Annotated in this window: 14 protein-coding genes; 13 read left to right on the top strand and 1 reads right to left on the bottom strand. The window is 36.2% G+C overall.

Going from position 1 to position 26,007, the window contains the following annotated elements; all coding sequences use genetic code 11:
• The first annotated feature begins 178 nt into the window (after nucleotides 1–178).
• From PBT91_RS13575 to PBT91_RS13530, 10 genes are all read left to right on the top strand, one after another.
• A complete protein-coding gene (locus PBT91_RS13575) occupies nucleotides 179–3,286 on the top strand; it encodes a SusC/RagA family TonB-linked outer membrane protein (RefSeq protein WP_270059002.1) in 3,108 nt (1,035 codons plus the stop codon).
• Between the two features lie 11 nt (nucleotides 3,287–3,297).
• Nucleotides 3,298–4,875, top strand: a complete 1,578-nt coding sequence (locus PBT91_RS13570; protein ID WP_270059001.1) for a RagB/SusD family nutrient uptake outer membrane protein — start codon at nucleotides 3,298–3,300, stop codon at nucleotides 4,873–4,875.
• Between the two features lie 23 nt (nucleotides 4,876–4,898).
• Nucleotides 4,899–5,744: a hypothetical protein gene (locus tag PBT91_RS13565; RefSeq protein ID WP_270059000.1), complete on the top strand. Its 846-nt coding sequence runs from the start codon at nucleotides 4,899–4,901 to the stop codon at nucleotides 5,742–5,744.
• Between the two features lie 51 nt (nucleotides 5,745–5,795).
• Complete coding sequence (galB, locus tag PBT91_RS13560) at nucleotides 5,796–8,303, top strand: beta-galactosidase GalB (RefSeq protein WP_270058999.1); 2,508 nt, start codon at nucleotides 5,796–5,798, stop codon at nucleotides 8,301–8,303.
• Nucleotides 8,304–8,356: 53 nt separating this feature from the next.
• Nucleotides 8,357–10,726: a glycoside hydrolase family 31 protein gene (locus PBT91_RS13555; protein WP_270061466.1), complete on the top strand. Its 2,370-nt coding sequence runs from the start codon at nucleotides 8,357–8,359 to the stop codon at nucleotides 10,724–10,726.
• Nucleotides 10,727–10,813: 87 nt separating this feature from the next.
• Nucleotides 10,814–12,820 carry a glycoside hydrolase family 97 protein gene (locus PBT91_RS13550; RefSeq protein WP_270058998.1) on the top strand — a complete coding sequence of 669 codons (2,007 nt, stop codon included), beginning with the start codon at nucleotides 10,814–10,816 and terminating at the stop codon, nucleotides 12,818–12,820.
• Between the two features lie 60 nt (nucleotides 12,821–12,880).
• Entirely contained in the window at nucleotides 12,881–15,130 is a 2,250-nt protein-coding gene (locus PBT91_RS13545) for a glycoside hydrolase family 3 C-terminal domain-containing protein (RefSeq protein WP_270058997.1), read from the top strand.
• Nucleotides 15,131–15,132: 2 nt separating this feature from the next.
• Nucleotides 15,133–16,659, top strand: coding sequence for an alpha-L-fucosidase (locus tag PBT91_RS13540; protein ID WP_270058996.1), 1,527 nt, complete (start codon nucleotides 15,133–15,135; stop codon nucleotides 16,657–16,659).
• Between the two features lie 59 nt (nucleotides 16,660–16,718).
• The gene (locus PBT91_RS13535; RefSeq protein ID WP_270058995.1) at nucleotides 16,719–18,167 is read left to right on the top strand and encodes a cellulase family glycosylhydrolase; all 1,449 of its coding nucleotides are present in this window, start codon (nucleotides 16,719–16,721) and stop codon (nucleotides 18,165–18,167) included.
• A gap of 307 nt (nucleotides 18,168–18,474) precedes the next feature.
• Complete coding sequence (locus PBT91_RS13530) at nucleotides 18,475–18,696, top strand: hypothetical protein (RefSeq protein WP_270058994.1); 222 nt, start codon at nucleotides 18,475–18,477, stop codon at nucleotides 18,694–18,696.
• Between the two features lie 67 nt (nucleotides 18,697–18,763).
• Here the strand turns inward: PBT91_RS13530 and PBT91_RS13525 are convergent, their stop codons facing one another.
• Nucleotides 18,764–19,969 carry a response regulator gene (locus tag PBT91_RS13525; protein WP_270058993.1) on the bottom strand — a complete coding sequence of 402 codons (1,206 nt, stop codon included), beginning with the start codon at nucleotides 19,967–19,969 and terminating at the stop codon, nucleotides 18,764–18,766.
• A gap of 177 nt (nucleotides 19,970–20,146) precedes the next feature.
• Here PBT91_RS13525 and PBT91_RS13520 point away from each other — a divergent pair, with 177 nt between their 5' ends.
• The 3 genes from PBT91_RS13520 to PBT91_RS13510 are packed head-to-tail and all read left to right on the top strand — an operon-like array spanning nucleotide 20,147 to nucleotide 26,005.
• On the top strand, nucleotides 20,147–23,236 hold the full coding sequence (locus tag PBT91_RS13520) for a hypothetical protein (protein WP_270058992.1): 3,090 nt from the start codon (nucleotides 20,147–20,149) through the stop codon (nucleotides 23,234–23,236).
• Nucleotides 23,236–24,462, top strand: coding sequence for a hypothetical protein (locus PBT91_RS13515; protein ID WP_270058991.1), 1,227 nt, complete (start codon nucleotides 23,236–23,238; stop codon nucleotides 24,460–24,462). Before PBT91_RS13520 ends, PBT91_RS13515 begins: the two co-directional genes overlap by 1 nt.
• Entirely contained in the window at nucleotides 24,452–26,005 is a 1,554-nt protein-coding gene (locus PBT91_RS13510; RefSeq protein ID WP_270058990.1) for a glycoside hydrolase family 2 TIM barrel-domain containing protein, read from the top strand. The genes PBT91_RS13515 and PBT91_RS13510 overlap by 11 nt, the downstream gene beginning before the upstream one ends.
• Nucleotides 26,006–26,007: the final 2 nt, after the last annotated feature.

Here is a 26,007-nt window from a genome sequence, read left to right as displayed (position 1 = left end):
AAACATATTATCCCCTTATAAAACGATTTGATACCCTAGAACAGAGCTTCTATTCGATAATTTCGCAGTCATTACGATAACGTTTTAGTTTAATGTATATCCATATTATGAGCTATTAATTTTTGAATTGGAATAAAACTCAGGGTAATTTTAAGAATTTCTTATTAAAGAAGTGTATATGAAACAACAAACTATTTTTAAAATGAGGTTAAAACCTTATTTCTTAGCTACGATTTTTTTTATGTGCAGCATGTTTACTGTTTGGGCACAAGAAAAGGAAATCACAGGTGTGGTCACCTCCGCTGATGACGGAATGCCGATTCCCGGAGTTAGTGTTATTATAGAAGGAACCAGTAGAGGTACTACTACAGATTTTGATGGTAATTATCAAATAGAGGCTTCATCTAAAGAAAGTTTATCATTTAGCTACATCGGTTTCGAAACTCAAACACTTAGTGTTGGAAATCAAACTGAAATAAATGTGAGTCTACAAGTGTCAACATCAGAGTTAGATGAAATTGTAGTAGTTGGTTATGGTACGCAGCGTAAAAAAGTATCTACCGCTGCCACATCTATGGTAGAATCTGAAGATTTAATACAAACTGCGAGTATAGATGCAACAAGTGCTTTGCAAGGACAAACTTCTGGAGTAAATATTACTTCAACTTCAGGGCAACCTGGGGCTAATATGACCGTAAATATTAGAGGTGTAGGAACTGCTGGTAATAATTCTCCTTTATATGTTGTAGATGGAGTTGTGGTAGAAAACGGTATTGGGTATTTGGACCCTTCAATAATAGAACGAGTAGATATTCTTAAGGATGCTTCCGCTGCTTCTATTTATGGGGCTCGTGCTGCTAATGGTGTAGTACTGGTAACTACTAAAAAAGGTAAGGAAGGTGTAACTAGTGTTTCTGTGAATAGTTATGTAGGTTTTCAGGAAGTAGCCAGAACCCTTGATTTATTGGATAGCCGGGAATATGGATTAATTATGAATGAAGCCCGAGTAAATTCAGGATATGCTCCGCTTTATACTCAGGAAGAGTTGAATAATGCGGCAAATACAGATTGGCAAGACGAATTGTTTAATAATGGTGCCATCAAACAAAATCATTCAGTATTGATTTCAGGAGGAACTGAAAAAGTAAATTATTCTACAGGACTTTCTTATTATGGACAGGAAGGAATTATTGGTAGCCAAACCGATCAGTCACAATACGATCGTATTACTTTCAATAATAACATCACTTATGAGATAATTGAAGATCATTTGAAAATCGGAGAAAATTTCTCTTTCGCAAATGAATATAATAAAGGGGTGTCTGATGCCGGAATTTATAGTAATAATATAAGAGGGTTTTTGAATGCTCCGCCTACAATGCCGGTTTATGATGAAAACGGAGATTATGCAGGTTCAGATATTAGCTCTGATATTACAAATCCATTAGGCTCACTTTATTACGGTAACTTTAATGAAAGCAAAACGAATAGAGCAGTAGGTAATATTTTTGCTGAAGTTTCTCATAGTGACTTTACCTTTAGAACTAGTTTTGGAGCAGATATTAATGACAACACGTATAGAGCTTTTAATCCAATTTATGAGCTTTCAAGTGTAGCGTATAATAATACTTCTCAAGTTACTCAAAGCGCGAACAAATCGATTTCTTGGATTTGGGAAAACACCTTGAATTATCAAACTACATTAGCAGATGTTCATAATATTGATATTCTTTTAGGTACTTCGGCAAGACAAAATATTTACGAAGGTCAATCGGCTACCGGAAGAGATCTAACCTTCAATGATTTTGAGCATGCTTATCTATCTAATGCTACAGATCAAATTCAAAATTCTGTAAGCGGGCAAAGAGTAGATTACAGTATTCAGTCTTATTTTACAAGATTATTATACGATTATGACAGCAAATATTTATTTACAGCAACATTAAGAAGAGATGGTTCTTCTGAGTTCGGTAGTAACAATAAATACGCCTATTTCCCTGCATTTTCTGTAGGTTGGAATATCGATAGAGAGAATTTTTTCCCGGATAATTCTTTTATAAATTCTCTTAAATTAAGAGGAAGTTGGGGACAAAATGGTAATGATCAATTTAGCCAGCAGTTTGCTTATATTTCTACAATTAGTTCTTATAACAAAAATTACCATTTTGGTACTGGTGATAACGAGATGCCGTTAGAGGTAGGATCCAGTCCAGACGATTTATCGAATCCAGACCTTAAATGGGAAACTTCAGAACAGTTTGACCTTGGTTTTGATGCTAGAATATTTTCAGATATAAACGTAACCTTCGATTATTATCGTAAGGAAACGAAAGATTGGTTAGTACAAGCTTCTGTACCTCTTATCGCCGGAGCGAATGCTCCTTTTATCAATGGTGGTGATATTCGTAACGAAGGGGTAGAATTTAGTGCTAGTTACAACACCGATTTAGGTGAAGATTGGAGCCTTACTGTAAACGGTAATATTTCTTATAATAAGAATGAAGTTCTAAGAATTGCGAATTCTGAAGGCATAATTCATGGAGATAGTAATTTACTTTTTCAGGGATTGGACGAGATGAATAGAGTTGAAGTTGGGCATCCAATTGGTTATTTCTACGGTTTAAAAACCGACGGGATTTTTCAGAATGAAGATGAGATTCAGCAATACGCTCAAAACGGAGCTTTAATTCAACCAAACGCTCAACCCGGTGATGTGAGATTTGTAGATTTAAATGGCGACGGCCGCATTAATCAGGATGATAAAACTGAAATTGGAAATCCAAATCCAGATATAAACTTTGGTTTTAATGTGCAATTACAGTACAAAGCTTTTGATTTCTCTGTTTACACTTACGGTATGGCAGGTTTCCAAAATGTTTACGGGGTAAGAGATTATTCAAGACCGTTTAATAATTATACTACAGAAATTGTAAATCGTTGGACAGGAGAAGGTAGTTCTAACACATTACCAAGAACAACCTGGGGAACAACTTCAAACGGAAATTATACCCGCTTCTCTGATCTTTACGTAGAAGATGCCGATTTCTTGAGAATCAAAACAGTGAATCTAGGTGTAGATTTAACCAAACTTACCGATCAACTTGATGCCTTTTCAAGATTCCGTATATACGTGACAAGCAACAACTTGTACACATTTACAAACTATAAAGGAATGGATCCTGAAATCGGATTCGGAAATGCTAATCAATCATGGGCTAGAGGGATAGATGTAGGATATTATCCACAACCTAGAACTTACATGGTAGGCTTAAATGTGAATTTCTAAAAGATAAAAAAATGAAAAAGTATATAAAGATATTAGGGATAGCTACATTAGGGATTATGGCTTCCTGTTCTGATGATTTTATAGAAAACAGTCCTTATACTGAAAGAACTGAAGATAATTTTTATAAAACTCCAGAGGATGCTTTCGAAGGTTTAGTTGCAGCTTACGATGTTTTGCAACGAGAAGGTTATGGAGGATTCTTGATGGTTTCAGAAATTGCTTCAGACAATTGCTTCGGAGGTTTCGGTACAGCCGATAATCAGGTTTCTTTAGAATGGGATCGTTTTGAATATGGATCTGATTTAGAGATGAATCGTCCTGTTTGGGAAATTTGTTATATGGGTATTTATAGAGCTAACATCGTACTTGAAAATCTGGACGGTATCGATTGGACAGGAAATGAAGACCTAAGAACGCAATACGAAGCAGAAGCGAGATTTTTAAGAGCACATTATCATTTTGAGCTTGCTAGAATGTTTGGAGAAATTGTGCCTTTAGATCATTCTTTGAGTCCAGAAGAATTTGAAAGTCCACGAGCTCCTGCAGAAGAAACCTACGCACTGATAGCCGAAGATTTTAAATTTGCCGCAGATAATCTAAGCGACGACAATTACAGCTTAAATAATAGTGCCGATTACGGTAGAGTTACAAAATGGGCAGCTGAAGCTTATCTAGCTAAAACATTTTTATTCTATACCGATTATTACGAAACTTCAGATTTGGCCGGAGTTGTTTCTAAACAAGAAGCAACAACATACATTAATGATGTTGTAAATAATAGTGGTCACGAACTAATTGAAGATTTCTCAAGACTTTGGCTCGCTTCTTCTATGGAAAATTACGTAGGAGAAGGTAATGCTGAGATGGTTTGGGCAATTCGATTTAATGGTTCCGGTAATGGAGACTGGGGACTTAACGAAGGAAATCGCTTTCAGGTAAATATTGCAACTCGAGGAAGTAATTTGGGCCCATACGCTTATGGTTGGGGAGGTGCTCCGGTTAATCCTGAATTATACGATGCTTATCAAATAGGTGATACCAGACGTGATGCTACGATAATTAACTACGAAGAAGAAGGACTTGAATTTGATAACGATGTTCGAAGTCAACGCCAGCATACAGGATTATCCTGGAAGAAATATGCACCTATTACCAATGAAGCTGGGGAAGCAGTAGTAGCAGCAAATGGAGGTGATATTCAAATTGATGGTTACGAAGATTTTGCAGTGATCCGTTTTTCAGATGTCCTATTAATGGCTGCGGAATTAAATATGGATAGCGATCAGGGATTTGCGAAGGATTGTTTAGACCGGGTAAGAGCAAGAGCATTTCAAGACGATGATCATTCTATAGCTGTAACCAAAGAAAATATAATGGAAGAGAGAAGGCTAGAGCTTGCTTTAGAAGGAAAACGCTATTTCGACCTTATTCGTTGGGGATTAGATCGTGCAAAGCAAGCGATTGATAATTCTGGTGACGGTGCACAATTCGATGTGACTTTTAGAACTGAAACTAATGGATGGTTTCCAATCCCCCAATCTCAAATTCTTTTATCTAATGGTGCAATAGAGCAAAATCCAGGTTGGTAATTCTAATTTAAATTCAAAAAATTATGAAAAATATTAATTACATAGTACTTGCAATATTCGGTTTGTTGCTGGCTTCTTGCCAGGATGAATATAGCTTTCCAGAAGTAGCATTAGAAGGTGATCAGCTAAATTTCATGGTAACTCAGGCTAATGGAAATGACAATGAGATACATCTTCGTAGTATGGAGTCAAACTTTATTTCCTACTGGAGTTATACCGATTCCGAAGGAAATGAAATAGGTACATCTAATGAGGATAGTCTAAGTATTACCCTTCCTTTTGCGGGTACTTACAATGTTTACTATACCGCTTACACAAAAGGTGGTCCAGTTGAAGCCGATCCTGTTAATGTAGAAGTATCATCAAATGATGAAGAATATTTTAGCGCAGACGAGTGGGCAATGCTAACCAATGGTGTTGAAGGTAAAACCTGGGTTTTAGATATGGCTAGCCCTATTGGATGGGCAGGTTTGGACTACCCCCATAACGAAAGCGGAGCAGATTATTGGAACTGGTTTCCAGATTATGCTGGTAACGAATGGGTAATGGAAAATAAAGATTGGGGAGAGATTTCATTTAATCTTGATGGTGGTTACAATGTATCTGTAACACAAACAGCATTAAACTCTGATAGCCAAACAAGTTCGGCAGGAACTTTTAATTATAACATCGATAATCACAGAATAAGATTCAATGGTGGTGTAGAGTTACTTTACGGAGGTGATTATTATGGAGATGTGAGTAACTGGACTTCTGTAAATGTAGTTGAGATTTCAAACAATTCGTTAAGATTATCAGTAGTTCGTGATCAATCCAGAACTGGAGAAGGCATGGCTCAGATCGTTTTCCACTACAGGCCAAAAGAATAGATATCAATAAACCGATAGCAACAACATCTACCGGTTTTCTATAAATTAACTATGATTGCTTTGAAACAGTACATTACTCGTTACTTCTCTGTTGGAATATTTATTTTATTCTCATTGTCTTTTCTTTCTTGTAATAGTCAGGTTACAACATCTGATTTTGAGGATCGTAAAGTCTTATTTACAGAAGGATGGCAATTTCAACAGAATGACGATATAACCAATGTCAAAAAGATATTAGAATCAGATAGTTGGGAAGATGTCTACCTACCACATGATTGGAGTATTTATAAAGATTTTGATAAAAATAGTCCTACAGGTGTAGGAGGTGGAGCCCTTCGTGGAGGTGTTGGCTTGTACAAAAAAAGCTTTGCAATTTCAATTAAGGATAGTTCTTCTGTATTCAAAATTCAATTCGATGGAGTTTATCAGAATAGTGAGGTTTGGATCAACGGAACCAATCTTGGTAAACGGCCTAATGGATATATCGGTTTTGAATATGATATTACCAGATATTTAAAATTTGGAGAGGAAGAGAATATTATTTTGGTAAAAGCAGATAATAAAGATCAGCCAAATTCCAGATGGTATTCGGGTAGCGGTATTTATAGAAATGTGTGGCTTAAAAAGTTGAATAAAGTACACGTTCCACAATGGGGAACCTTTGTGACCACTCCTGAAATCAATAATGAAAAGGCCATTGTAAATATCAAAACTCAAATTGCAAACCAATTTTCAACGAAAAAAGATATTTCCGTAGAAATAAAAATTTTGGAAGATGATAAGCTTATCACTAATACCAAAGGTTCAGAATTTCAGATATCTTCAAATAAGGAGAATGAAATAGAAGAGCAGCTTACGATTACAAATCCAAAATTATGGTCTGTAGATAAGCCTTTCCTATATACGGCGCAAGTAAATATAATTCAGGGAGAAGAAGTTTTAGACCGCTACGAAACTAAATTTGGGATCCGCGATTTTAAATTTGACTTAGAAAAGGGTTTTATCTTAAATGGAAAATCCTTAAAAATTCGAGGTGTCTGTCTCCATCACGATCTAGGACCATTAGGAGCAGCAATTAACACCCGCGCTATAGAACGCCAGTTAGAAATTCTGAAAGAAATGGGCGTTAACGGTATACGTACTGCGCACAATCCACCGGCTCCAGAATTACTTGATTTGTGTGATCAAATGGGATTTATCGTAATGGACGAAGCATTTGATATGTGGACTAAACCTAAAACTGAAAATGATTATAGCCAATATTGGGAAGAATGGCACGAGAAAGATTTAAGAGATCTAATTAAAAGAGATCGTAATCATGCAAGTGTTTTTATGTGGAGTATCGGTAACGAAATTCAGGAACAATGGAGTGAAGAAGGTGCTAAAATAGGTAATGAGTTATCTGAAATGGTAAAGAGCATGGATACCACAAGACCAGTTACTGCAGGGATGAATCCACCAGTACATGTATCTGATGAAGAGGTTACCATACAATTTGAAGAAACCAAAGATCAACCTAATTCGCTTGCAGGCTCTGGAGCTTTAGATATTATAGGTTATAACTATGCACATCAAACCTGGGAGAAACATCAACTAAATTTTCCAAACACAGCATTTATTGCTACTGAAACCACTTCTGGTTTACAAACTAGAGGCTATTATGAATTTCCTTCAGATACTACTAAAATCTGGCCGGTACGCTGGGATAAAAAGTTTACTGGTGGTAATAAAGATAATACAGTTTCTGCGTTCGATCAGGTACGTACACCTTGGGGATCGTTGCACGAAACCAGTTGGAAAATCATTAAAAAGAATGATTTCCTTTCTGGATTTTATATCTGGACAGGCTTTGATTATCTAGGAGAGCCTACACCTTATGAGTGGCCTTCCAGAAGTTCTTATTTCGGAGTTATTGATCTAGCGGGTTTTCCTAAAGATGTGTATTATATGTATAAGAGTGAGTGGTCTAAAGATACCGTTCTTCATATTTTACCGCATTGGAATTGGGAGAAAGGACAAACTGTAGATGTTTGGGCTTATTATAATAATGCAGATGAAGTTGAATTGTTTTTAAATGGAGAGTCCAAAGGAACTAAACGGAAGAAAGAAGACGATCTTCATGTAATGTGGCGTTTCCCTTTTCAACCAGGAACGCTAAAAGCGGTTTCTAGAAAAGATGGAAAAATCGTCAAAGAAACCATTATCGAAACTGCTGGTAGCGCGGAAAAATTAGTGCTATCGCCAGATCGAAAAACAATAAAAGCAGATGGTAAAGACTTATCATTTGTTACGGTAACCATTAACGATAAACAAGGCAACATGGTTCCTAAAGCGAATCATAACATATCCTTCAGCTTAGAGGGGGCTGGAGAAATTTATGGAGTTGCCAGCGGCGATCCCACGAATCATCAATCTTTTAAAGGAACCGAGCATACCGCTCTAAACGGAAAATGCCTAGTTATCATAAAATCTTATGAAGAAGCTGGAGAATTAAAATTAACTGCAACTGCTGAAGGTTTAGAAAAAACTTCAGTAATCATACAATCGAAAAATAAATAGTGTACTCAATGATCTTTAAAACGTTTAAAAATTACCCTAGTCCTTTTAAGATAATGCTATCGGTAGCATTAGGTATTAGTTCTTTGGGATTTTCACAAGTTCAGAATACCGATGTTTTGAACGAACCCGTAGATGTAAGTAAGGATTTTGAAAACTATCAGAATACTTTTTATTTCGCTGATGAGTTGATGGATTTTAATCCGAAAACAGGGAAAGGAACTTTAAAATATAATCGTTACGAGTATCAAACTCGGCAGGCATTCAATAATATGTTGATGAAGCCAGATACCGTTGCTGCAAATGAATTTCCTTCTACAGAATACGCAGAAGCGCCTGAACTTCCTTTTGAAATTCAGTTTGTTTCAGATCGTACAGTTCGCTTAAAAATGACTTCCGGTCCGCAATTTAATCAACCTGAAACTTCACTAATGCTGGTTGACGGTACTGCCGCAAATCATCCTGAATTATGGAATTATTCTAAAATTGACAAAGGACATCAATTTAAAAGTGAGCACGGTAAAGTAGAAATTATTGCGAAACCATGGCACGTAAATATCTATGATGAAAAAGGGAAGCTATTAACCAGTACGTTACATAATTCAGATGTTCAAAATACGTACACACCTGTGCTGCCTTTTTCCTTTGTAAGAAGAAACAGCGATTATTCCAGAAGTTTTAGTCCGGTTTTCAGCCTTCAACCAGATGAGAAAATATTTGGATGTGGGGAATCTTTTACCCAGTTCAATAAACGAGGGCAAAAAGTTATTTTGTATACCGATGATGCTAATGGAGTACAGAACGAAACGATGTACAAACCAATTCCTTTCTACATGAGTAGTCGAGGTTATGGGGTATTTATGCATACTTCCTCTCCGATTACGGTAGATTTTGGAAAGTATTTTAATGCAGCAAATAAGATGATGCTAGGTGATGATGTTGCAGATTTATTTTTCTTCCTGGGAGACCCTAAAGATATTTTGGATGAATATACAGATCTTACAGGTAAAGCCGCAATGCCACCACTTTGGTCATTTGGTTTTTGGATGAGTAGAATTACATATTTTTCTGAAAAAGAAGGGCGTGAAGTAGCTAAAAACTTAAGAGATTATGAAATACCAAGTGATGTAATCCACTTCGATACGGGGTGGTTTGATGTTGATTGGAGAAATAATTATGAATTTGCCAAAGAACGTTTTGATGATCCTAAAGCCATGATGGCAGATATGAAGGAGGATGGTTTTCATGTAAGCCTATGGCAATTACCATATTTCACGCCAAAAAACACTCTGTTTAATGAAATCGTGGATAATGATTATGCGGTTAAAGATCGGAAAGGAAATATCCCTTACGAAGATGCAATACTAGATTTTTCGAATCCTGAAACCGTAGAATGGTATCAGGGAAAACTGAAACATTTGCTAGATCTTGGTGTAAGTGTTTTTAAAGTAGATTTTGGAGAAGCAGCACCTTATAGCGGTATCTATCATTCTGGAAGAACTGGTTTTTACGAACACAATTTATTCCCATTACGCTACAACAAAGCAGTTGCAGAAATTACTAAAAAAATTAATGGCTATACACTAATCTGGGCAAGAAGCACCTGGGCGGGGAGCCAACGTTATCCTTTACATTGGGGGGGCGATGCTGCCACTACAAATTCAGCGATGTCTGCAACCTTAAGAGGTGGTTTGTCTTTAGGACTTAGTGGTTTTAGCTTTTGGAGTCATGATGTTGGTGGTTTTGTAACCAAATCTCCTGAAAATATTTACAGAAGATGGACACCATTTGGGATGTTATCTTCCCATGTAAGAAGTCACGGCGAGCCACCTACAGAGCCTTGGGAATATAGTAAAAGTTTCTTGAAAGATTTTAGAAACGCAGATAATATGAGGTACAAACTTATGCCTTATATCTACGCACAGGCTAAAGAAAGTTCAGAAAAAGGACTTCCAATGATGAGAGCATTATTTGTAGAATATCCCAATGATGCGGGATCTTGGCTTATTGATAACGAATATTTATTTGGCGAAAGCATGCTGGTGGCTCCTTTATTTGAAGAAGAAACTTCCAGAGAGGTGTATTTGCCAAAAGGTACCTGGATAGATTATCAAACGCATAAAATTTATCAAGGTGGATGGCACACGATCGAGGCTGGTGATATTCCGATAATAGCTTTAGTTAAAAACGGTACCATTTTACCGCATATCAAACTAGCGCAATCTACTAAAGATATGGACTGGACACAGTTAGAACTTCAGGTGTTTGCAGATAAAGAAACCAATTCAGCCAAGGGAAAACTTTATTTGCCTGAGGGAGAAAAATTAGAAAATATTTCTGTTGAAAAAGATGGAAATTCATTTAAGCTGAAGCAAACTTCTTTATCAGATAAAATCAATTTCAAAACAGAAACAATAATAAAATAATCCCGAAAACCTTAAATCTTACTTACAGTCTTCAACTGATATTAGATGAATTCCGTAATAAAAAATTAAGATATAAATCCATTCAAAATGTATAATAAAATACCCCTTATTATTGCGGTAAACTTGCTATTTCTCAGCTGTACGTCACAAGAAAAAAAAGAATCTTATACTTTAGATTCTCCAGAAGGTAAGAATAGTATAACCTTCAGTTTAGACGGAAATTCCCCGAAATATGCCGTGAATCATGGTGAAACCAAAGTTATTTTACCTTCAGAAATGGGCTTTGTGTTTAAAGATGGCGATAGCCTTCAGCATAACCTAGAGATTATTGATGTCGAGGAATCTTCAGAAGATGAAACCTGGGAACAAGTATGGGGAGAAAAGCATGAGATTAGAAATCACTATAATCAGCTTACAGTTCATTTAAAAGAAAAGGCTGAAAAACAGCGGAAATTAGATATTGAATTTCGTGCTTTTGATGATGGTATTGCATTTAGGTATGTCTTCCCAGAGCAAGGTATCAAAGACAGTATTTTTATAATGGACGAGCTTACCACGTTTCAGCTAGCCGATGATGGCAAGGCGTGGTGGATTCCTGCTTACGATGAGCAACGCTATGAGAATCTATTTACAGATTCTAAAGTAAGTACACTAGATACTGTTCATACGCCGTTAACTATTGAGAGTGAGAGTGGATTGGCTATCAGTTTTCATGAAGCTAATCTTGTAGATTTTGCTAGCACTACTTTGGCTCATACTGGCGGCACTACGCTTAAAACCGATTTAGTGCCATGGGCAGATGGAGTAAAAGTAAGAACTACCAAATCTTTTACAACGCCATGGAGAACTTTGCAAATAGCTTCTAAACCTACAGATTTAATTACAAGTTATTTGATTCTAAATTTAAATGAGCCTAATGCAATAGCAGATACTAGTTGGATAAAGACCTTTAAATATTTAGGAATCTGGTGGGGTATGCATATTGGGAAATTCAGCTTTTGGGAGGGAGAAAAGCAAGGTGCGACCACAAAAAATGCAAAGGAGTATGTAGAGTATTCTAATAAGTTAGGAATAGACCATCTTTTAATTGAAGGATGGAATAAAGGCTGGACACCTTCTTGGTACGAAAATGCAATGCATCAGTTTAGTTTTACTAAAGACGCTGATGATTTTGACCTTAAAGAGGTTACCGATTATGCTGCTGAAAATGGAGTAGAGATCGTTGGTTATCACGAAACAGGATCTAATCTTGCGAATTATTTGAGTCAGATAGATTCAGCTTTTGCTTTATATAAAGAACGAGGAATTCACACCGTAAAAATTGGTCATGTAGGTTCTAAGCTGAATATGAAAGAATGGCATCATGGCCAGTATGGCGTGAATTATTTTAGATATGTGGTGAAAAAGGCTGCGGAATATGGACTGGAAGTTTATTTCCACGAACCTATAAAAGATACCGGTGAGCGTAGAACATATCCAAATATGATGGCGCGTGAAGGTGCCAGAGGACAGGAGTACAATGCGTGGAGTGATGGTAATCCGCCATCGCATACTGCAATCCTACCTTTTACACGCTTACTTGCGGGACCAATGGATTTTACGCCTGCAGTTTTCGATGTAGAAGTAAAACAAGGTTACCCCGGTAGAAGAGTGCATAGTACTACCGCTAAGCAGTTAGCATTAATGGTAGTTCTATATTCTCCATTGCAAATGCTTGCCGATCTTCCTGAAAATTATATAGACAAACCTGCTTTCCAATTTCTAACCGATGTTCCTACCGATTGGGAGGATACTAAAGTTCTAAATGGCGAAATTGGAAAATATATCACTACAGCAAGAAAAGATATAGCTAGCGAGGATTGGTATTTAGGAAGTATTACCAACGAAGAATCCAGAGCTTTAGAAATTACACTTGATTTTCTTGATGAAGGAGCAACTTACGAAGCTCAAATTTATGCAGATGCACCGGGCACCGGGCAGGAAAACAATCCAACCGCAGTTGCTATTCATAAGAAAAAAGTAAGCGCTGGTGATAGCCTAACATTGCAGCTTGGTGAGAGCGGTGGGGCGGCCATCAGATTTAAAAAACAATAATAGAAAACCATACCAATAAAAAAATTAAAAGCTTTCATAGCGTCTATAAACTGATTTTATATGAAAATTAAATCTAAAATAATAACTGTCTTTAGTTTGAGTCTTTTCTTGAATTTTATGGCCTGTAAAGGCGATAAAAAGCTTGTTAAAAATGACGAAAGTGAGCGTACAGAAAAGAGATATTTAGGAAAACCGGTTACTAAAGATTTTGATTCTAAAATAGATGAGCTTATCGCTGAAATGACCTTGGAAGAAAAAACCGGACTTTTACACGGTAATAGCATGTTTGCTACCAAAGCAGTAGAGCGCTTGGATATTCCAGAGCTGAAGATGGCAGATGGTCCTTTAGGAGTTAGAGAAGAATTGGAAAAAGAATCCTGGACACCATTAGGTCTTGATGATGATTATGCAACCTACTATCCAGCTGGTGCTGGTTTATCGGCAACTTGGAATCCAGAACTTGCTTACACTTTTGGGAATAGCGTAGGGGAGGAAACAAGAGCTAGAGGTAAAGATGTGCTTTTATCGCCAGCTATAAATATTATCCGTACACCGCTTGGAGGAAGAACTTACGAATACTTTACAGAAGATCCATTTTTGAATAAAAAGCTCGCTGTTCCTTTTGTTGTTGGAATTCAGGATAATAATGTTGCTGCATGTGTAAAGCATTTTGCTGCCAATAATCAAGAAACTCATCGTGATTATGTAAATGTGAAAATCGCTGAAAGACCTTTGCGTGAAATCTACCTACCAGCTTTTGAAGCTACTGTTAAAGAAGCTCATGCTTATTCTATGATGGGCGCTTACAACAAATTTAGAGGTGAATATCTTTGTGAGAATGATTATATGCTGAATCAGATTCTTAGAGACGAGTGGGGATTTGAAGGTGTTGTTATTTCAGATTGGGCTGCAGTACATACTACTGTAAATTCTTTAGAAAGTGGACTCGATATTGAAATGGGAACGCCTAAAGATTTTGATGAATTTTTCTTAGCCCAGCCGCTTATAGATGCTGCTAAGGCCGGTGAAATTTCTGAAGAAGAAATTAATAAGCATGTAAAGCGTGTACTTCGCGTAATGTACTCTGTAAAAAGTATGGGATCTGATGATCGCAAGAAAGGAAGTATAAGCACAGAAGCGCATTTTAAAGATGCTTACGATATTGCAGCAGAATCGGTTGTTTTGCTGAAAAATGAGCACGATTTATTACCCTTGAAAGCTAGCGGAATTAAAACTTTGGCTGTAATTGGTGATAATGCAAAGAAGAAAAATGCACTGGGAGGATTTGGTGCTGGTGTAAAAACTAAACGTGAAGTTACTCCGCTGGAAGGATTGAAAAATCGTTTACCAAAATCAGTGAATATTCAATTTGCCCAGGGATACGAAGAGCGTTATTCCAAAACCGAAAAAGCAAAATTAGGAGATGTTACGCTTAGTGGTCCTATAACTATCGACGAACTTGATCCCGAATTGGTAGAAGAAGCCGTGAACGCTGCTAAAAATGCAGATGCTGCAATTATATTTGCCGGTTCTAATAGAGATTACGAAACAGAAGCTTCAGACCGTGCAAGTCTAGATTTGCCATTTGGTCAAAAACAATTGATAGAAAAAGTATTAGAAGCAAATCCAAATACCATCGTTGTGATGATTGCGGGAGCACCATACGATATAGACGAGATTAGTCAAAAATCTTCAGCTTTAGTTTGGAGTTGGTTTAATGGTTCAGAAGGAGGAAATGCGTTAGCAGATGTTTTATTAGGAGATGTAAATCCTTCAGGTAAATTACCGTGGACAATGCCTAAAAAGCTGGAAGGTTCTCCAGCCCATGCAACTAACAGCTTTCCTGGTGATGAAACGGTAAGTTATGACGAAGGAATATTAGTGGGTTACCGCTGGTTCGATACTAAAAATATAGCTCCGCTTTATCCTTTTGGATACGGACTTTCATATACAGATTTCAATTTTTCTGATGTTGAAACAAATACTAAAACTTATACTCAAAACGATACAATTTCTATTAATCTTAATGTTGAAAATACAGGGGAATTAGCTGGAAAAGAAGTGGTTCAGGTGTACGTTTCCAAAATAGAAAGTGCAGTTGAAAGAGCCGATAAAGAACTAAAAGCATTCAAAAAAGTTGAGGTTTCAGCAGGTGAAAATACTAGTGTAAATATTCAGATTCCAGTAAAAGAACTTGCTTACTACGATGTTTCATCGAAAGATTGGGTTGTAGAACCGGGCATCTATAATTTGAAATTAGGAAATAGTTCCAGAAATATTTTAGAGGAATTAGAGATTACAATTCAGTAATTATGAAATCAAAATTTCTTCAATATTGGCTGTTTTCGATCTTAATTATTTTTGCGTCCTGTAATGATGATAAGAAAACGAGTTCAGCAGAAAAAGATACAGTTACTTCAAAAGAATATGCAGCAGATTGGGATTCTCTGGCCAAATATAACGAAGCCGCAGATTGGTTTAAGAAAGCCAAGTTCGGTATTTACGCGCATTGGGGAGTTCTTTCTGTTCCTGCTTATGCGAACGACTGGTATCCCAGAAATATGCATATTAAAGGGAGTGACGAATATAAACATCATGTAGCTACGTACGGCGAACCATCAGAATTTGGTTATCATGATTTTGTACCGATGTTTAAAGCTGAAAATTTTAATGCTGAAGACTGGGCGAAATTATTTAAAAAGGCTGGTGCAAGATTTGCGGGAATCGTAGCAGAACATCACGATGGCTGGAGTAACTGGGATAGTGAAACCAATCCTTGGAATGCGGCAGATATGGGACCCCATCGCGATTTGGTTGGGGAGTTGGAGAAAGCTATTCATGGCAATGGAATGAAGTTTATCACTTCTTTCCATAAAGCGAGAACATTACAATTATTTCAACAAGATTCTACAAAATGGGAGGATGATACTTCCTATTTTCCTTACGATCTAGAAATGCCAACTTCGTCTAAAGATTCGTTGTTAAGTATCATGTACGGGAATATTCCTAAAGAGCAGTTTTACAAAAATTGGTTGGCAGAACTTCATGAAGTGATTCATCAATATGGTCCAGATTTGATCTATTTTGATAGTAAACTCGATAAAATTCCAGATTCGATCAAAGTAAAATTTGTAGCCGATTATTTTAATTATGCTGAAAAGAATAATAAAGAAGTCGTTATCACTCATAAAGAAGGAGAATTACCTAAATCGGTAAGTCTAGAAGATCTTGAAAAAGGTAGAATGAACCAGAAAACCGAAGAATATTGGTTAACAGATGAAACTGTATCTGTTGGAAGCTGGAGTTATACCAATGATCTTGGATTAAAAACTTCAGACGAAATTATCGATTTACTAGCTGATATTGTAAGTAAAAACGGTGCTTTAATGTTGAACGTTTCTCCTATGGCTAATGGCGTAATTCCTGAAAATCAACAACAAATTTTGTTGGAAATCGGGGAGTGGCTTGATGTTAACGGAGAAGCAATTTACGGTACCGATACCTGGAATGTTTATGGCGAAGGCCCTACAAAACAGGATCAATCAGGAATGTTTGTAGATAAATTAACCTATACTGCAAAAGACGTTCGATATACTAGAAAAGGAGATACCATCTATGCTATTTTCTTAGGATGGCCCGGAAGTAATAAAGATATGTTATTAGAATCTTTTGCAGAATTAACATCTAACAATAAAATCTCTATTGCGAATGCAAACTTCTTAGGTAGTGAAGAGAAAGTTCAATTTCAGCTGCAAGCTGATGGCTTAAAATTATCTACACCTTCAAAAAAGCTTAACGAAAGCGCATGGGTTTTAAAATTAGAAACTACTACTAAATAAATTGATAACCAGCAAATCTTAGGATTTGCTGGTTAAAATATTAACCTAAAACTGTTATTATGAAATTACTAAAACTAACATTTATTTTTTTGGCTGTATTAGCCATACCTTTTTTAGTCTCTTGCTCAGACGACGATGAGGTTGTTGCTTCAAAGTCATTAGATTTTTCTGTTTATCCTAGCGAAATCGATTTTGCTTCTAATGGAGGAAATAATGTATTAAATGTCAATAGTAGCCAAGCCTGGACTATTGAGGGAGGAGGAGAATGGCTTTCCTGGTCTGAAGGTTCTGCAGAAGGAAGTAAAAAAGTGAATTTAAGCGCTTCACAAAATCAGGATACCATTGCGCGTTCTTCAATGATCACTATAACTTCAGGAGATCAGTCTTTCAACGTAAATATTTCTCAGCAGGCTATGGTTCCAGAACCTTCAGATGAAATTGTTTTTGCAGTAGAACCAGATAGTACAGATATGAGTGAAATGAGTGCTGTTGAATTTGCTAGCCAAATAGATATTGGATGGAACTTAGGAAATTCTTTGGAAGCTATTGGAGGAGAAACTGCATGGGGAAATCCTATGGTTACGAAGCGTCTCTTAGATTCTGTAAAAGCAGCTGGATTTGAGGCTGTTCGAATTCCGGTGGCTTGGAGTAAGTTCTCAGATGAAGCAAATTACGTAATTCAGGATAGCTGGATGGCCAGAGTAGAAGAAGTGGTAAACTATGCACTTGATAACGATATGTATGTAATTATGAATATTCACTGGGATGGTGGATGGATGCAGCCAACCTACGCAGATCAAGATGAAGTAAACGAGCGTTTGGATATCATGTGGACGCAAATTGGTAACCATTTTATGGATTATGGACCAAAACTTTTATTTGCCGGTACTAATGAAGTGATGGTAGAAGGAGATTATAACACACCTACAGAAGAATATTATACGGTGCAAAACAGTTTTAATCAAACTTTTGTGGATGCTGTTCGATCTACGGGTGGAAAAAATGCCTACCGATATCTAGTAGTACAAGGTTTCAATACCAATATAGATCATACTATTAATTTTGCTGAAATTCCTGATGATGTTGTAGAAGAACGATTGATGATGGAAGTTCATTACTACGATCCTTATAATTTTGCGTTAAATGCAGATAGCAATATTACGCAATGGGGAAGCAATGCAACCGATCCATCTAAAGTTGAAACCTGGGCTAATGAATCTCGTGTAGATCAACAATTTCAGCGAATGAAAACTACTTTTATCGATCAGGGTGTTGCCGTAATTTTGGGAGAATATGGAGCAATCGCTCGTACAAACATTTCGGGGCACAAGGCCTATAGAGAAGACTATTTTCGATACATAACCCAGGCAGCACAAGTCAATGGTTTAGTGCCAATCTACTGGGATAATGGAGATATGGGACAAAATGGATTTGCTATGTTTGATCGAAATACAGGAGCAACTTTATATCCAGATTTGATGGATGCTTTGGTAGAAACCAATCCATAATTTTTTAAAAAAAACATTTTGGAAAAACGAAAAGGAGCTATTTAGAGCTCCTTTTTTTATGAGTGTAATTTTCGATATCACTTGGCGCTGTCCTTAGATCACTCAAAATTGTAACAGTTGAAGCCAACAATTTTGCTTCTTTATAAATTCAATTTTGGCGCATTTAAAAAACTTGTATTACAACTATTTGTGGGTCAAAGTCTTATATACCCTCAATGTTAAGTTTTCTATGCTATGGCAAAACTTAATATGCTTCTTAATCGAAAGTTAACAAAAAGTTATATAATTGTGAAATAATTAGTTTCCGATGGAGATAGTAGTGCAAAAAATGAATAAAGTTTATATTGAAAAAAGGCGAACTCTAGGTCTTTATCATATCGTACATCAAAGTGATTGTCCTATAATTCCCAATAATTCAGATTTTATTGAAATGAGTAACTTACCTGAAATAGATGCAACTATAAGTAAGTTGAAAGATAAGTATGACGAACTTGAAAAATGTCAGGTTTGCTTCAAAAAAGAAGAATAACTAATTCAATTTTAATAGTAAATAAAGAAAGCTAAAGTCGTTTTATATGACTTTAGCTTTACCAACATTAGATTGCTTTTTGCTTACCAGATTCTAAGGCGTAATTATAATTTTCCTTCTCTATAATTTCAGTATTTTTTCGTTTATAATGAATCGCAATGTGTCCTAATTGAAAAACGATTTTGACTGAATCTTTCATCGATAATTTAGAACCATCTGCGTGTACCCATCTTTTTAAAGGCTGCTCACAGATAAACGATTCTGCTTTTTTGGCACCAAAATATTTTTTCATCCTCATAAATATTTCAACATCAAAAAGCCATTTGGTAATAAAGGTATCTTTAAATGCTATCTTGATAATTTCTTTATCCATTATTTTAGCGCCACATTGTGTATCTTTAAAATTCATTCTTAGAATTTTTCGGATTATATAATTGATTGTTAAGCTAATAATTTGTCTAGCAGATTCTTTTGCAATGTTCGCTCCCATTCTGGAAATTCTGCTACCACTCACAATCTTAAAATTAGAGTTTTCGATTGTTTTTACTAAATCATCAAAATCACTAAGATCTGTAGATAAATCGGCATCTAAAAAACCTATATAATCTAGATCGGTATATTCTGCCATATGCAACATTCCAAGCCTTACCGCTTCAGCTTTGCCTCCATTTTTTTCGCAATCGTAAACCGTAATATAGTCTTCACGTCCTTTTCTAAGATCTTTTAAAACTTTTAGTGTATTATCTTTACTTCCATCATTAACAAAACACAAATGATAGCCAGAATGTCCTTCAACAAAATCTGTAAATTCCTTGCTTAATAATCGGTCTTCTTCGTTGTAGCATGGGATTACAACACCAACACACCTTTTTTCGATAATCGTATTTTGTGAAACTTGTTTTCTTTCCTGATTAACTGAACCTATTAAACGCTTCACCCTGGCTGAAACTTCATCCAGACTTAAAGGCTTTTTCATATAATCCTCAACACCAAGATCAAAACTTTCAACAATTAGATTATCATCGGTGTTGCCGGATAGTACCATTATTGGTGTCTGCTTATTTTTTGTGCCTCTTATATATCTAATAATTTCAATTCCTGAAATTACTGGCATATTAATATCCACAATCACTAACTGGGGTTCAAAACTATCAAAGATAGATTTGGCTTTTAATGCATCAGTTTCAGTGATAACATCATAACCAAGTTCGGTTAATCTTCTTTTTAATGGTAAAAGAACTAATTGCTGATCGTCGATGGCTAAAATTTTCATGGCTTTGGTTTATTAATGTGGTTCAAAAATATATTGATTTAGAGTTAGTTAGCTTTGTAATTAGACGAAGCTTTATTTTTAGTTAGATGAATGGTGAGCTTCTATCGATAAATGGATAAGCGTTGCGTTAAACATTCTTTTATATTTATCGTAGTTTTATAGATGTATTTATATCAAATGAAGGAAAAGACTAATAAATATTTAATAGTAGCGTTGATTATTGGCGTTCTTTTTCACGGAACGGCAATCTTCTTTACTATAGAAAATACTTATGATGCTTTAATTCATTTATTTTTTGCAGATCATTATGCCAACAGTTGGTGGGAACCCTGGAATTACGAGTGGTACACAGGTTTTACCGTTATGGGTTATCCGCCGCTGGTACACCAGGCGATGGGACTGCTTAGTTATATTGGCGGACTCAAATTTGGATTATTCACGGTTGGGGTTATAGGTATCATTCTTTTCATTACTGGTGTATATCGATTTTCATTAATGATGTTGGGTGATCGTAAGGCAGCCGGTTATGCAGCGCTATTAGCAGTTTTTTCTTCTTCTTTTGTAGAAACACTGCATATCTTTGGCCAGTTGCCTAGCATCGTAGGAGTTTCGGTTTTGATGCATTGTATGCCCGAAATTTATATGTGGATAAAAACAGGAAAGCTGGGATCGCTGGTAAGAGCGATTTCATTATTAGCGGTAACCGTAACTTCGCATCATGTAACGCCAATCTTTGGAATGGTATTTTTTATTTTTCCACTAATCGGCATGGCAGTAATGGATAATTCTCGAGAACGAGTAAATCATATTAAAGAAGTCACTTTTAAGGTTTTTCTGAAATCTTTTTTTGAAGCTTTTAAACGTATCTTCTTGTTCGGCGGAATTTCGTTGGTAATCATCGTAACCTGTATTTTGCCGTACTGGGTCAATTCAAAGAAAAATCCAATTACACAGGTGCCTATTCCGCATGGGAGTAGGGATAATTTTCTGGAAGTTACCTCATCTGGTTTGGTGTTTTTTACCATTCCTTGGGGCATATTGCTATTTCTGTTACCTTATATATTTTATCGATATTATTCAAAAAGATACATCTTTTTTGGTCTTTCATTTACATTGTTAACCATTTTAGGAACCGGTGGAACTACGCCAATTCCAAGAATGATGTTGGGTGATACCGCTTTTAATATATTAACTTTAGATAGATTTACGCTTTGGGCATCGATTATGGCTTTGCCGATATTCGGGGAATTTGGTTATCGTTTTGCTGAAGGCGATTTGCGACTCAAAATTCAGGAGAAATTAGGCGCAGTTTATCATCGGGTTTTGGGCGCATTTTTAGTTGGGTTGTTCTTATTTATGGCAATATTCACTATAACTTTGGGCTATTTTAGGCCTATGCAGCCGCAAAAGATCAAAACTTTGCCTATTACCAATTTCCTTAGTCAGGATCAACACGATCACTGGCGATTTTTAACCTTAGGATTTGGGGATCAGATGGCATGGCTTTCAGCACAAACTAACGCATTAACTGTGGATGGAAATTATCACAGTGCTAGGCGTTTGCCCGAGTTAACTACCAGGGCTATAGAACGATTGGAAAATTCAAAATTTCGAGGTGTAGAAGGGATTGGGTCTTTGCAACAATTTTTAACAGTACCAGATAAGTATAATCTAAAGTATATATTTTCCAATGATAAATTTTACGATCCTATATTGTACTTTTCGGGTTGGCAGCGGCTTCAGCAATTAGAAAATGGGATTATGGTATGGGAAAGATTAAATGTCCCACCTTTAAGCCAAATTCTTCCAAAAGACGATGTTCCTGTTTTCCTAAAAATAATGTGGGGTGTAATACCGGTATTAACCGTTTTGATTGCTTTTTTTATTAATATTCAGTTGATTTGGTTTCAGACGCTGAAGATCAAAATTCCCGAGAAACCAGATTTTTTAAAATTTAAAACCAATTATAACGGCTTCAGCTGGAAGCTTATTAAGATTAGTCATCTTTGGGCGGTAATTTTATGCGGAGTTATTTTCTACGGAATTTACCTTTTTTACATTAAAAATGCGACACAGATTAGTGCTGAAAATGTCGTGCGATCTTATTACGACGCCCTCGATTTTAAAGAATTTGAAAGAGCACATTCCTATTTAGATCCTGAAAGTGATGTCACCATCGCCCAATATATGCTTGAAGTATCTGTGACAGATGGAATTTTAAGTTCCTATGCGAAAATGGATTCGATTGGGCTTGAAGTTTTAAGTGAATCTAAAAATAGGGCAAAGATCTTAGCGCATACCGAGTGGATTACCCCTTTAGAAAATATCGATAAAACCTACGAGCATGATGTAATTAAGATAGGAGGAAAGTGGTTTATAAAACCCAATACCTATGATTTAGATATTCCGCCAGATCAATTATTTTCGGATAATCTAACGCAGTTTTATAATCATGGCCGGCGAAGAATAACCACACAGCAAACCTACCATCAGGATGTTTTAAAACAACCGGTTTTAGAAGTTCTAACAGCCAAATTGGTTAAAAAAGGCGATCGTTATGCAATAATTGGTGAAATACAAAATGTCGATAATGTGCCTGCCGATGTGGTAATTAAAGGAACTTTATATAACGACGAGAATAAAGCATTGGCAGGTTATAGCGCTAAATATGTAATGAGTCACAAATTACTTCCTAAAGAAATTACTAGTTTTAGAGTGGATTTTGAGGGGATTGCCTGGTTAGGAAAGGATGATAAAATTCCGGAGACTTTTAATCCAGACGAATTTACGCCGGTAGAATTGCCAGAACCGCCAACCAAATTCAATTTGCAATGCGCAGGAAATGTAGCCAATACAGATCTTTATAAGTATGTAGCGCTGGCCGATGTAAATTATGCTGAAGACCAGATTTCTGGGACACTTTTTAACTACGGAATCCAGGAAGTGACCATTCCCGAGCTTATTTTTTCTTATTATGACGAGAATAAAGAACTAATTTGGGTAAATCAGGATTTTATGCGAGAAGGCGTACGAGTACAGCGAAAACAGTATTTTGACTATGATCTACCGAATCTCGAAGAGGTGAAGATCATCAATTCTTCATTGGAAAATATTTTCGTGAATGGATTACCAAATAAAGAGATTGCTATTAAAGTAATTCCCGATCGAAAGGAAGAACATCCAAAAGAGCAAATGCAACAATTAGAAGGTAAAGGCTATAATTTCATTAAATTAGAACTGAATAATTACGTTGGAAATCCAAAATAATGAGGCTAAAAATAAGATTCATCATATTGCTGAGTTTGGTCTTTTTAGGCTCGTCTTTTGGATTTTTTTATACTGAAGTTCCTATTGAAAAAATCGAGTTTGTAAATGATCAAGATCGGTATATAGCGGGTGAAAAAATTCAGCTGAATTTTAGCAATATCGATGAAAGTTTTAAACTCTATCTTCACCATTCGTATTCACAAACCATATTAAAACCCAAGGGAGCAGAAAATAAGTTCAGTTTTGTGCTACCTGAATTTTTAAGTTCGAAGACGGGGAAAGTCAAATGGATTTTGCTGAAGGATAAAGAGCAAGTGCAAACCGGAAGTTTCGAGATTTTGCCAAAAGTTGCATCAAAAACGGTGATTGAAAGTTATTTTGGGCCGAGAAGTATACAAGCCGGTGATCGCGATTATTCAATGTTAGTGGTGGTACCTATGGACGCGATGGACAATCCTTTGTCCGATAGTACAAGTGTGATGTTGCACAAACAGTTTTATCAGGAGATCGATTCCATAGAAATATTTACTAATAAATTGATGGCGTGGAGAAATATTATGGCCTATCGAAAAACAGGGAATATCAATGTTTCTTCAACAGTTTTGGGTATAAATTCAATCGAATTAACGACTAATGTTTTTCCTTCAAACGCTACAGATTTTCAGATCTCATCATTCAGAAATCATGATTTTGCCGATGGTAATCAGATTGCTGAATTTACCACTTCAGAAATTAAAGACGAATGGGGAAATACGATTAGCGATGGGACTTTGGTGTCTTTTTATATAGAAAATGAAGCCGGGACGATACTCACCACAAGAGGAAGTTCGATTGAGGGTGTGGCAACGGCAAAAATAATTCATCCAGATCATCCCGACACCTGGCAAATAAAAGGCTACGTGACCGGTTTAGCTGAAAGTAATGAGATTGAAATTAGTTTTAGGCAAGCTTTAAAAGATTTTGAAGTTGAATTTTCTAACGGAAATCGAACAATTAAAGTTGGGCCATTGCAAAGTTTTATGCAGCAGTTAATCCCAGATGGAGCAGTGGTGAAATTGCATGTTTTTCATCAAAATAAATTGGTTGAGGTAAAGCAAGAGACCTCAAATGAAGGTTTTGTGACTTTTAGATTAACCAAAAGTTTTTATCCTGAAAACAGCTATAGTTTTAAAATTGAAGCTTTGGGCAAAAGCAAAACCACAGAAGTACTGAATTATGAAGAATAAATTGAGTAAAAATATCTATCGCGCAGGTTTGATCGTCACTTTTGTGGCGCTAAATGCATTGGTACTTTTTGGGTTAAGTTCGGTTTTGGCGTGGTTAAATACAGGAGCCGAGCGCACGGGAATGTTACATACTGAAGTATTAAGCAAAGACGTGTATTTGCCGAATATTGAATGGGAAAGTTTAGAAAATCCCGGCCGGCCGATGGAGCAGCAGACTTTGGGTGAAATTCAGCAAGATTATTTAAACGCCTGGTATGTAAAACACGTGGCCTACAAAACCAATAATCCATACGGAATTGAAGATTATTATACCGATAGTTCTCGCGTTAACCTTTTTAAAACCATTGCTTTTAACAAAGAAAATGATATTCATTTAGAGGCAACGACTTTAAATCATCGTCCACAATTAGAGTTTTATAGTGCCGATGGACAGTTAGTGGTAATTACCGATAATGAGGTAATCGAGTATCAGGAAATTTACGAGCAGGATCAAAAGTTATTGACACATCAGGATACTTCTTCTTACCGGGTGATGCTGTTGTTGGAAGATGGTTTTTGGCGCATTCGGCATATGGTAAAACAATCGGCAAAAACGCAAAAAGATTCTGTTTCTACCAATAAACTTGCTGAAGTTAAAGGCAAAAAAATCTATATAGAAAATAAAGAATTTCAGATAAAGGGTATCAATTATTATCCAAAGGATTCGCCCTGGGATATGTTTGGGGAAAACTTCAGTCGAGATACGATTTCTCAGGATTTTGAAATTATTAGAAATGCAGGATTAAATAGTATCCGGATTTTTCTTCAGTATGAAGATTTTGTTAAGGCAGAAGTGCTTCCGCAGAAATTAGAAAAGCTTAGAACCGTTTTAGATTTGGCTGAAGAACATCAGCTAAAAGTAGTGGTAACCTTGTTTGATTTTTATGGTGATTATTCGGTTTTAGATTGGACGTTAACACATCGCCATGCAGATCAGATTGTTTCAGCCTTTAAAGATCATTCGGCAATTTTGGCCTGGGATCTAAAAAATGAACCCGATCTCGATTTTGATAGTAGAGGTAAAGATTTGGTTTTGCAATGGTTGTCCCATATTGCCGATCAGGTTAAAAAATACGATCCAAATCATCTAATTACGGTAGGATGGTCTTCTCCAGAAGCTGCAGTAAATCTTCAGCAGAAATTAGACTTTGTGTCCTTTCATTTCTATAAAGATCTTGAAAAGTTAGATTCAGATTTTGAAATTTTGGAACAAAAAATTCCGAATAAGCCGCTAGTAATGCAAGAATTTGGGATGAGCTCTTATCATGGTTTATGGAATCCTTTTGGTACTGATGAAAAAGATCAGGCTCAATATCATAAAAAAATGCAAGATTTCTTTAAAAAAGAAGATCTCGCATTTATGTCTTGGACGTTGTATGATTTTGAGGAAGTTCCATCTGATGTGGTAGGAAGATTGCCATGGAGGAAAAGCAGGCAAAGATTCTTTGGATTTCTAGACCAACGGGGAGAACCTAAACCTGCCTTTAACCACATTACTCACTAACA

It is taken from the genome of Zunongwangia sp. HGR-M22 (assembly GCF_027594425.1).
In the GTDB taxonomy this organism is placed as follows: Bacteria; Bacteroidota; Bacteroidia; order Flavobacteriales; family Flavobacteriaceae; genus Zunongwangia.
Note: the sequence above shows the minus strand (reverse complement) of the source record. Positions and strands in the feature narration are given on the sequence as shown.